This is a genomic window from Sphingomonas sp. Leaf33 (assembly GCF_001421785.1).
Lineage (GTDB): Bacteria > Pseudomonadota > Alphaproteobacteria > Sphingomonadales > Sphingomonadaceae > Sphingomonas.
In genome coordinates, this window is sequence record NZ_LMLB01000017.1 from 170,239 (window position 1) to 180,073 (window position 9,835).

General features: G+C 66.2%; 10 protein-coding genes and 1 pseudogene. 6 read left to right on the plus strand and 5 right to left on the minus strand.

Features of this window, described 5'->3' with window-relative positions:
* The first annotated feature begins 21 nt into the window (after nucleotides 1–21).
* Nucleotides 22–2,370, plus strand: coding sequence for an EAL domain-containing protein (locus ASE86_RS14010; RefSeq protein WP_056428240.1), 2,349 nt, complete (start codon nucleotides 22–24; stop codon nucleotides 2,368–2,370).
* A 369-nt stretch (nucleotides 2,371–2,739) separates the two neighbouring features.
* On the plus strand, nucleotides 2,740–3,267 hold the full coding sequence (locus ASE86_RS14015) for a superoxide dismutase family protein (RefSeq protein WP_082441974.1): 528 nt from the start codon (nucleotides 2,740–2,742) through the stop codon (nucleotides 3,265–3,267).
* On the opposite strand, the gene thpR is transcribed toward ASE86_RS14015, so the two are convergent.
* A complete protein-coding gene (thpR, locus tag ASE86_RS14020) occupies nucleotides 3,264–3,803 on the minus strand; it encodes an RNA 2',3'-cyclic phosphodiesterase (protein ID WP_056428243.1) in 540 nt (179 codons plus the stop codon). The genes ASE86_RS14015 and thpR overlap by 4 nt on opposite strands.
* Nucleotides 3,804–3,923: 120 nt before the next feature.
* Between thpR and ASE86_RS14025 the strand changes: the two genes are divergently transcribed.
* The 3 genes from ASE86_RS14025 (at nucleotide 3,924) to ASE86_RS14035 (ending at nucleotide 5,839) form a co-directional block, all read left to right on the plus strand.
* A complete protein-coding gene (locus tag ASE86_RS14025) occupies nucleotides 3,924–4,670 on the plus strand; it encodes a Bax inhibitor-1 family protein (protein WP_056428246.1) in 747 nt (248 codons plus the stop codon).
* A gap of 126 nt (nucleotides 4,671–4,796) precedes the next feature.
* Nucleotides 4,797–5,078, plus strand: coding sequence for a hypothetical protein (locus ASE86_RS14030; protein WP_056429027.1), 282 nt, complete (start codon nucleotides 4,797–4,799; stop codon nucleotides 5,076–5,078).
* 92 nt (nucleotides 5,079–5,170) lie between these two features.
* The gene (locus ASE86_RS14035) at nucleotides 5,171–5,839 is read left to right on the plus strand and encodes a hypothetical protein (protein ID WP_056428249.1); all 669 of its coding nucleotides are present in this window, start codon (nucleotides 5,171–5,173) and stop codon (nucleotides 5,837–5,839) included.
* A gap of 103 nt (nucleotides 5,840–5,942) precedes the next feature.
* On the opposite strand, the gene ASE86_RS14040 is transcribed toward ASE86_RS14035, so the two are convergent.
* On the minus strand, nucleotides 5,943–6,494 hold the full coding sequence (locus ASE86_RS14040) for a hypothetical protein (protein WP_056428253.1): 552 nt from the start codon (nucleotides 6,492–6,494) through the stop codon (nucleotides 5,943–5,945).
* Nucleotides 6,495–6,848: 354 nt separating this feature from the next.
* Here ASE86_RS14040 and ASE86_RS14045 point away from each other — a divergent pair, with 354 nt between their 5' ends.
* Nucleotides 6,849–7,382 (plus strand): CHAP domain-containing protein, encoded by a 534-nt coding sequence (locus ASE86_RS14045; protein ID WP_056428256.1) that lies wholly within the window; start codon nucleotides 6,849–6,851, stop codon nucleotides 7,380–7,382.
* Nucleotides 7,383–7,431: 49 nt separating this feature from the next.
* On the opposite strand, the gene msrB is transcribed toward ASE86_RS14045, so the two are convergent.
* The 3 genes and pseudogenes from msrB to ASE86_RS16555 all read right to left on the minus strand — a co-directional run.
* Complete coding sequence (gene msrB, locus ASE86_RS14050) at nucleotides 7,432–7,902, minus strand: peptide-methionine (R)-S-oxide reductase MsrB (RefSeq protein WP_056428259.1); 471 nt, start codon at nucleotides 7,900–7,902, stop codon at nucleotides 7,432–7,434.
* A gap of 251 nt (nucleotides 7,903–8,153) precedes the next feature.
* Entirely contained in the window at nucleotides 8,154–9,377 is a 1,224-nt protein-coding gene (locus tag ASE86_RS14055) for an ABC transporter permease (protein WP_056428262.1), read from the minus strand.
* Nucleotides 9,374–9,835, minus strand: a pseudogene (locus ASE86_RS16555) (ABC transporter ATP-binding protein); the annotation flags it as partial. The pseudogene ASE86_RS16555 and the gene ASE86_RS14055, both read right to left, overlap by 4 nt.

Consider the following 9,835-nt stretch of genomic DNA (forward strand, 5'->3'; position numbering starts at 1 on the left):
ACGCCGCGTAAGCCGGATGGCGTGACCGTCCTGCGACCCAACCGTCTGCTGACCCGTCTGGCTCGACAAGAGGGGCCGGAGGATGTGGCCGCGCGCCGGCAGTCGGGCCTGAAGATCCTCCTCTGGTCGACGCTGGCGGCTCTGGTGATCGGCGTGCTGGGCCTCGCCGAACCGATCGAAGGCAAGCTGCACGATATGCGCGACCGTCTGCGCACGCACGCGCCGTCCGGTGACATCGTCATCGTCGGTGTGGACGATAAGAGCCTAGAGCAGGTCGGACCCTGGCCTTGGCCCCGTATGCGCCATGTGGAACTGGTCGACCGATTGTCGGCGGCCGGTGTTGATCGTATCTTCTTCGATCTTTTCTTCAACACGAAGGCGCCTGCGCGAGACCACCGCGCTTTTGTGAACGCGCTCGACAAGGCAGGCAACGTCTACCTGGCGGCGATGCGCGTTCAGGACCAGGCAACGGGCCTGATGCGCGCAAAACTGCCGCGTGCCGAATATCTCAAACACGCTAAGGTCGTCAGCGTAAGCATTCGCTACACATCGTCGAATGCCATCCGACGCATGGCCTATGTCAACACGATCGAGGGCGTGAAATTGCCATCGATGTCGGCTGAGATCGCCAGGGTTCGGGGCCCGGCGGACGCGACATTCCCGATCGACTATGCGATCGACCTGCGCAAGCAGCCGTTCATCAGCGCCGGCGATATCCTGAGCGGCAGGTTCGACCCGGTCCGCCTCCGCGGCAAGACGATCGTCGTTGCGGCTGCCTCGAACGAAATGGGCGACGTCTATTACGTTCCGGGACAGGGGCAAATGAACGGCGTCTTCGTCCACGTGGCAGCCGCCGAGACGCTGAAGGAGGGGGGCGCTTACCATTGGGGATGGCTGACTCCGCTTGCCGTGATGCTGGCGATCGCATCGACTAATCTCTTCGCCCATCTTCGCTCGACTCGGCGGGCTGCCGTCGCCGCCGGTATCGCGATCGTTACGATCGGACCGGTCGTCGCGGAGGCGCAAGGCATCGTTTACGACATACTTCCTTCCGCGCTGCTGCTGTCCGCAACCGCCGGGGCACGGGCGTGGACCCGGTTTCGCCAGTCTTACAAAGTATTGGGCAATATCAATTCGGTGTCGGGGCTGCCCAATCTGGCGGCGCTGCGTGACCAGGTCGCCGCACCGAATACCGTTATCGTCGGCGCGCGCATCCGCAATTTCGCCGAAATCACCTCGTCGTTTCCGATCGAAAACGAACGGGCCCTTGTCGAACAGATCGTGGCGCGCTTCGCGCTCGGTGCGCGGGGGGCGCAAATCTATCAGGGCGACGAAGGCGTCTTCGCCTGGCTGTCGACGCCCGAAGTTACTGGCCCCGACCAGCTCGACGCCCTTCACGCCCTGTTCCGCAGCCCCGCCCTCGTCGACGGGCGGCCGATCGACCTGTCTATGACGCTCGGGCTCGACGCCGATCCGTCGCGTACGCTGCCGAACCGGCTGGGCGCGACGCTGGTCGCTGCCGACGAGGCGGCGACGGAAGGTTTGCGCTGGAAGGTCTATGATCCGGCCAAGCTGGCCGACGCCGAATGGAAACTGTCGCTGCTCGGCCAGCTCGACGCGGCGATCGACAGCGGCGAGATCTGGGTTGCCTACCAGCCGCAGATCGACATCGCCTCAGGCGCGATCATCGGGGCCGAAGCACTTGTGCGCTGGTCGCATCCCGAAAAGGGCGAAGTCAGCCCGATTGAATTCGTCATCGCCGCCGAACAGCACAACCGCATCGACAAGCTGACCGCGTTCGTGCTGCGCGATGCCGTTCGCGTGGCGGCCGATTTCCATGCGCGGGGCATCGGCTTCGACGTCGCCGTCAACATGTCCGCGCGCTTGCTGGAAAAGCCCGGCCTGGTGCCGATGGTCCAGCGCCTGCTGGCGGAAACCGACCTGCCGGCCGAACGACTCACGCTGGAGGTGACCGAATCGGCAGCGATGAGCAGCGGCCGCGCGTCGATTCGCACGCTGGAAGAGATTGGTTCACTTGGGATCAATGTGTCGATCGACGACTATGGAACCGGCTTCTCCACGCTGGAATATTTCAAGAAGATTCCGGCGACCGAAGTGAAGATCGACCGCAGCTTCGTCGCGGCGATCGACCGCAACGGCAGCGACCGGCTGATGGTCCGCTCCACGATAGAATTGGCGCATTCCCTGGGCCGCAGCGTCGTGGCAGAGGGGGTCGAAACCCCGGAAATCCTGAGCCAGCTAGCGAAACTGGGATGCGATCGGGCGCAGGGGTATCTGATCGGGCGGCCGATGAAACTCGACCGGCTGACCGACATGATCGATCGCCGCACGATCGTTCGCGCCGCGTAATGGTTACCGAATTGTAAAGTCCTTCCCGTTCCGATACAGTTCCTCATGGCGGGTCGTCCTGCGGCGGCTCGCGAACACGACAGGGGAACGGACATGAAGAATGCAACTCGTCCGGTTCGCGGCTTCTGGGACTGGGTTTCGACCGGTGACTGGAATGGTCGCGAAGGCGGCGCCGGCGTGAACGGCTGAACCATCACGATATCGCCAAGTATCGGGAAGCCTCGGCCTCACGGCCGGGGCTTTTTTGTTGTGCGCGGTGGTCAGGCACCAGATGGGCGACGGGCGGGTGCCGGCATGTGCCCTGGAACCAGGTGCGACCTGGATCATTGGCGTAACGATGATGTCTGACAGGGGACGACCATGATCCGGATGATGACGGCGGCGGCAGGCGCGATGCTGGTCGCGGGGTGCGCGACGATGGGAACGGGTACCGGCAGCGACTCAGCTGCGGCCACGGCGGGCGGGGCGCGGGCGGTGTTGCGGATGGCCGACGGCACCGAAGTCGGTCGTGCCGTCGCGACCGAAGCGGGTGGCGGCATCCGCGTGTCTCTGGATGCCGCGAAGCTTCCCGCCGGCCTGCACGGTGCGCACGTCCACACGACCGGTCGCTGCGACGGCCCGGATTTCACGACCGCGGGCGGACACTGGAACCCGACCGGCATGAAGCACGGTACCGAAAATCCGATGGGCCCGCACGCCGGTGACTTTCCCAACGTCCAGGTCGGCGCCGATGGTCGCGGCAAGCTCGACATGACGCTGCCGGCCGGCACCCTGGCCGGGCTGATGGACACGGATGGCGCCGCATTCGTGATCCATGCCGCCGCCGACGACTACAAGACCGATCCGTCGGGAAATTCTGGCGGTCGCATCGCCTGCGGCGTGTTCGAGCGTAGCTAACGCCCGAGCGGGTAGCGGGCGACGGCCTCGTACGTCGCGCCGCCGGCGCTCAGGTGACTTTCGTAGAGCAGGATATGGCCGAGCGTGAAGGGCGCGCTGGCCAGCATCGCCTGCTCCGCCAGGAAGCGTTCGGGCGACCCGGCACCGCGCGAGAGCCGGGCGAGCGTGATGTGCGGCAGATAGGCGCGGCGCTCGGGTGGCAGTCCGGCACGGACCAGCGCGGCGTCGACCTTGCGGTGCAACGCCGCCAGTGGTTCGCGAGGTGCGACACCCGCCCAGACAGCGCCGCCCGGTCGCCCGCCGCCGTCGAACGCGCCGACCCCGGCGATCGACAGCGTGATCGCTGCGGCATGAACCGTGCCCAGCGCGGCGGCGACATCCTCGGCAACCGACCGCTCGACCTCGCCGACGTAGCGCAACGTCAGGTGGAGTTGCTCGTCGTCCTGCCAGCGCGCTCTGGCGATGCCGCCCATCGCATCGAGCAGCATCGCGCGAATGTCCGCTGGCGGGCGCAGGGCAACGAACAGGCGATGCATGAATTGTATCATAGTGTTTCTAAGAGCCGATTCGACCCCGGTTTCGCTTGAAACCGCATCGGTGCAGCGCGATATTTGAGGCTAGCCGGCAGAAGCGCCGGGCAAAGGAGTTGGCTAACAATGGCAAATTGGTCTGATCCCCGGACGGAGAGCGCGCCGTTCGCGACGCGGTCCGCCCGTACCCGCGATGCGGCGTACGACGCGGGGCTCCGGTCCTATATGCTCTCGGTCTATAACTACATGGCGTCGGGCGTGCTGCTGACCGGCATCGTCGCGCTGCTGTTCGCCAGCGGCGGGGCGCAGAGCCCGGCCGCTGCGGTGTTCATGGGCGGTGGCATCCTCAAGTACATCATCATGTTCTCGCCGCTGGCGTTCGTGATGGTGCTGAGCTTCGGCATCAACCGCCTGTCGACCGGCGCGGCGCAGATGATCTTCTGGGCATTCGCAGCCGTCATGGGCCTGTCGATGTCGACGATCTTCCTGGTCTATACCGGTGCCTCGATCGCGATCACCTTCTTCGCGACCGCGGTCGCCTTCCTGTCGCTCAGCCTGTACGGCTACACGACGAAGCGTGACCTGTCGGGCTTCGGCACGTTCCTGATCATGGGCGTCGTCGGCCTGATCGTCGCGTCGCTGCTGAACCTCTGGTTCAAGTCGCCGGCGATCAACCTGGCGATCAGCGCGATCGGCGTGCTGCTGTTCGCGGGCCTGACCGCGTACGATACGCAGCGCATCAAGAGCATGTACGACTACGTCGCCGGCACCGACATGATGGGCAAGGCCGTCATCATGGGCGCGCTGTCGCTGTACCTCGACTTCATCAACATGTTCCAGTTCCTGCTGTCGTTCATGGGCAGCCGCGACTGATTTCGCGAACCTGGACAAAGGCTTGCGGCCCGGCGGAGCATATCCGCCGGGCCGTTTTGCATGGAACGGCCGACCGGGACCGTTCGTTACCCATCCGCAACAGCAAATGCTGAGGGAGAGATGGGCATGAGCGAGATCAAGCAGACCGTCGACGAGACGATGACCGTGGCCCCAGACGGTGACGATGCCGGACAGAGCGGACGCGGCGACGCCGGTCGCGACGAATCGATCGCCGAGCGGTTGCAGCGCAACCCGGAGAGCAAGGACGCTCGGCTTGATCGCGCGCTCGACGAATCGATGGACGCCAGCGATCCGCCGGCCACCACCCAGCCGATCCACAACCACCAGCCGGCGCCGTCCTCGGGCTTTGACGAGGAAGCCGAAAAGGCCCGCCAGCGCGACGCCTGACGCGCACCGCCGGTGACGTACCGACGGCGACTGCCCGTATGTCCGGGCGGTCGCCGTTTTGCTATCTTCCGCCCGAACAACGGGACCAGAATATGACGATCGCGTTTCGAACCCGGCGGATGCTGGCGGCAGTCCTGCTCGTGCTGGCGTGCTGGACCGTCCCGGCCGCTGCGGCGGTGCGCATGACCTTTTGGTCGCGCGATTCGGGCGATTATTTCCCGCACGCCTTCTTCACGTTGAAGGGAACGCTGGATTCGAACGGGCAGGCGATCGACGAAAGCTACGGCTTCACGCTGAATTCGGCCACGCCGATCGCGCTGTTCACTTCCGTGCCCGCGCACATCGATATCACCAACAAGAAATATATCCGCGGCAGCGCGGCGCAGTTCCGCGTGACGATCAGCGACGCGCAATATGCCGCGATCCGCGCGCAGGTGGCGGAATGGGGTGCGCCCGGATCGAAGTGGAGCCTCAACAAGCGCAACTGCGTGCACTTCGTGGCGGAGGCCGCGCGCCGCGCCGGGCTGACCGTCGTCGAGGATCGCAAGCTGATGAAGAAGCCGCGCAGCTTCACCCGCTCGCTGATCCCGCTCAATCTGGGCCGCGTGACGGTGATCGAACTGCCCGCGGCCGATTACTGGGCGAAATATCCCGACGACGAAAACATGGCGCTGCCGGTGGACAACCGGGCGTCGGTGCTGGAACAGCGCATCGCGCGGCGGCCGAAGGTCGAGGATGCGGAGCCGGTTCCGGCGCGCTGAACGTCAGACCTGTGACCTCACGTCGTCAGACGAAGCGGCTGCGCCGCTTCGCTGGCCGACGTGACGTCTCCTCGGCTTGCTTGTGCAAGCCGAGGGCGTCCGGTTAGTGCGCCAGTCCCATGTCGCCGACCTTCTCCACCCAATACGGGAAGAACGCCGGGGCACGGTTCGACCAGCCGCTGGCGGTCGCCGCCGCTTCGCTGATAGACTGGAGCAGTCGCCGACGCAGGTCGGGATGCAGCGTCGGCAGCGCCGCCGCGGCACAGAACGCGGCCGGTAGCCATGGCCGGCTTTCCGCGCCCAGCAGCCGTTCGTACAGGAAGCGATAGGCCGAGAAGGTCGGCAGCCGCCCCTGGCCCAGGTCGAACGCCGACACCGTCACCAGCGGCGACATGAACGGTTCGACCGCATCGAGGCCGCTGTCGTCGGGGACCATCGCGCGCAGATCCGGCAGGCGGTCGTACATCCGCGCCTGTGCACGGATGCTGGCCGCTTCGACCACGTCGCGGGACCAGCGGGTCATCGCATCGTCACGGTCGAGCCCGATGTCGAGCGCGCGGCGGATATAGCGCTGCGTGCTCGCGGAAAAGCCTGCGAATTCCTTCATCTCGGCCAAAGTCATGGCACCTTCGGCCGGCTTCATCTTTGCCGTCATGTTACCCACCCCACCCAGAGTCGATGGTCGGATGATGCGCCCGGATGGTTAACACTCCCCTTAACCATCCGTTTGCCCGACATTCACAATCGATCATGAAATTCGCTGCGCCGCAACATGGCGTGCGATGAGCCGTCATCGATTCGTCGCAAAGCTGCGCGCGGCACGCGTCGAAAAATCGATAGCAACGACGAACTGTGGCACAGGATCGACGGGACGAGCCGCGCTGTGGAACCTCCTTCGTTTCGTCGGGAGAGTCCGGCGTTTCGCCGCCCCGCGCTTGGTTGCGCCGCGGCAATCGGTAGGTCGGTGTCACTTGAAGTTTCTGAGCGGGACCGGGGGGTCTTCACACCGATGTTTGCACGTTTTGTCGCGGTTGCCGCCGCGCTGATGACCCTGACGATCGCGGCCCCCAAGGCCGAAGCCAAGTTCTGGCAGTGCGCGCCCTTCGCCCGCATGATCTCCGGCATCGACATTCGCGGCAACGCACTGACCTGGTGGCAGCAGGCCGCCGGGAAGTACGCCCGCGGCGCAGCGCCGATCAAGGGAGCCGTCATGTCGTTCGCCGCCACCGGCAAGATGCGTCTTGGGCACGTCGCGATGGTGTCGAAGGTGCTGGGCGCGCGCGAAGTGTTGCTGACCCACGCCAACTGGTCGCGTCGCGGCGGTGTCGAAACCAACGTCCGCGCGGTCGATGTGTCGGACAAGGGCGACTGGAGCCGGGTGAAGGTGTGGTTCGCGTCCAACGGCGGCCTCGGCACCTCCAGCTTCCTGGTAAACGGGTTCATCTACGCCAAGGGCGCGCCGCAGTCGGACGACGTCGCGATGCCGAAGGTGACGATCGCCGCGGTCACACCGGTCCCGGTCGCTGCCACCGCTGCTTTCTGAGAAACCGCGACGCCCGCCCGGTCAGAGGCGGGGTGCGGAGAGGATCTGCCTACAACGCCCGCGGTGTGAAAGTCATCGCGACGCCGTTCATGCAATAGCGTTTGCCGGTCGGCTTCGGCCCGTCGTCGAAGACATGGCCCAGATGCCCGCCGCAGCGCCGGCAATGCACCTCCACCCGCTCCATCCCCAGCGTCCGGTCGGTCGTCGTCGCGACCGCCGCGCGCAGCGGTGCGTAGAAGCTCGGCCACCCGGTGCCGCTTTCGAACTTCGTCTTCGACGTGAACAGCGGCAGTGCGCAGCCTGCGCAACCGAACACGCCCGATCGATGCTCGTCGTTGAGCGGGCTGGAATAGGGGCGCTCGGTATCCTCCTGGCGCAGCACGCGATAGGCGGCCGGCGACAGCTTCTTGCGCCACTGTGCATCGCTCAGCGTGACTTCGTATTTGGCGAAGGCGGGGAGGGCGGCGACGACCGGCGCAAGGCCGGCGGCGGCGAGCAGGGAGCGGCGAGTGGTCAGCATGGGGTACATGTAGGGAGGGCGTGGACGCGCGGGTAGAGGGCGGTGCGGTGAGGTACGGTCGACGGACGATCCCTCTCGACCGTCATTCCCGCGAAGGCGGGAATCCATCTCCCACGCTCGCCCAGCGGACGGTCCGGGAGATGGGTCCCCGCCTTCGCGGGGACGACGGCTCAAGACGAGGTAGCCGCCAAGCTCCGCAAAGTGGGTCCCCGCCTTCGCGGGGACGACGGGAATATCGGTGACAGCGACACTCAGGCCTTCGCCGTCTTCCCCCGCTTCCAGAACGCCGGGCTGCCCGATTGCAGCACGCCGCGGCGGAACAGGCGGGCGCCCAGCCATACCGTCAGCGCGACCCATAGCAGTTGCCAGCCGAGCGCCAGCAGGTGTGGCCACACCTCCGGCCGGTTCGCGGCGCGGGCCGCCATCGCGAAGGGCGAGCTGAACGGAAAAATTTCCGCGAACCGCGCGACCATCGAGTCCGGCTGCGATGCCGCGGCCTGGCTCAATCCGAACATCGCGACCTGGAAGATGGTGATCGGCAGCGACAGCATCTGGATTTCGCGCGGCGTGCTCGCCTGTGCACCGATGCCGAGGAACACCGCGCCCAACAGCAGATAGGCCATGGTGAAATAGGCGAGGAACAGGATCGGGAAGACCGGCCCGACCGCCGGCCCGACGTCGGCGAAGGCGCGCGCGAGGCCCGCCGGCAGCATCTGCCCGACGTTGACGACGATCGTCCCCCAGAAGGCGACGAATAGCAGGGCGACGCCGAACATGCCGATCAGCTTGCCCAGGAACACGCTTTCCAGCGGCACGGCGGCGGCCAGGATCTCGATGACCTTGTTCGACCGCTCCTCCGCCATCGTGCCGACGGCCTGGCCCGCCAGCATCAGCGTCAGGATGAACAGCCCGAACACGGCGAAGAACGCCGCCTGGTTCGATCCGCTGATCGTCGTGCGATCGGCGCCGGCGGTGAACGCGACCTTCGTCGGCGTGCTCAAGGGCGCGGTGCCGGTTCGCTCGACACGAATCGCGGCATCGGAGAGCGCGGCGAGGTAGGACGCGCTGCGCCCGGCGTTCGACGCATAGAGGATCGTCGGCGCGGCAAGCGGGCCGTACAGCGTCGCCGTCACCTCGACGTCCTTGCGCCGCATCGTCCGCTCGGCACTCGTCGCCGGATCGCCGGCCGGCGTCGCGAGGATCAACTGCGGCGGCGCCTCGCTCTTGCGGAACATCGGGCGCAGCTGCTTGTCGGTCGCCTGCAGGGCGGCCCAGGTCGGACCATCGGCGACGACCGCGATCCGCATCTTGCCGACCGAACTGCCCGCCATCGTCGCGGCGCCCAGGCCGCCGACCGCGCCGAAGCTCATCATGATGAGCGGCGCGAGCAGGAAGATCAGGAAGGTGGGGGTGAACACGGTCGCGATGAAATCGCGGCGGGCGACGGTCAGCGTCTGGCGGACGGACTTGTTCATGCCGCCTGCTCCAGCGCTTCGCGTCCGACGATCTTGACGAAGGCGTCGTGCAGCCGCGCGGGCTCGATCGATAGCCCCGAAATGCCGTAACCGGCGTCGATCAGCTTCACCAGCACGCTTTCGATTCCTTCCGCCGGCATGGTGAACACCCAGCCCTTGCCTTCGGTCTGCGCATCGGCCGGCAACAGGTCGCGGATGCCCGGATCGGGGTGATGGGGTACATAGTGCGCCTTCACCGGCAAGGTCGCACGCGCGTCGTCGACGGTCCCTTCGAACCGTGCCTTGCCCCCGGCGATGATCGTCAGTCGGTCGCACAGCCGCTCGGCATGGGCCATGACGTGCGTCGAAAACAGGATGGTCGCGCCGCGGTCGCGCTGGGCGAGGATCAGCGCCTCGAGCCGTTCCTGGTTGACCGGATCGAGGCCGGAGAACGGCTCGTCGAGCACCAGCAGTTCGGG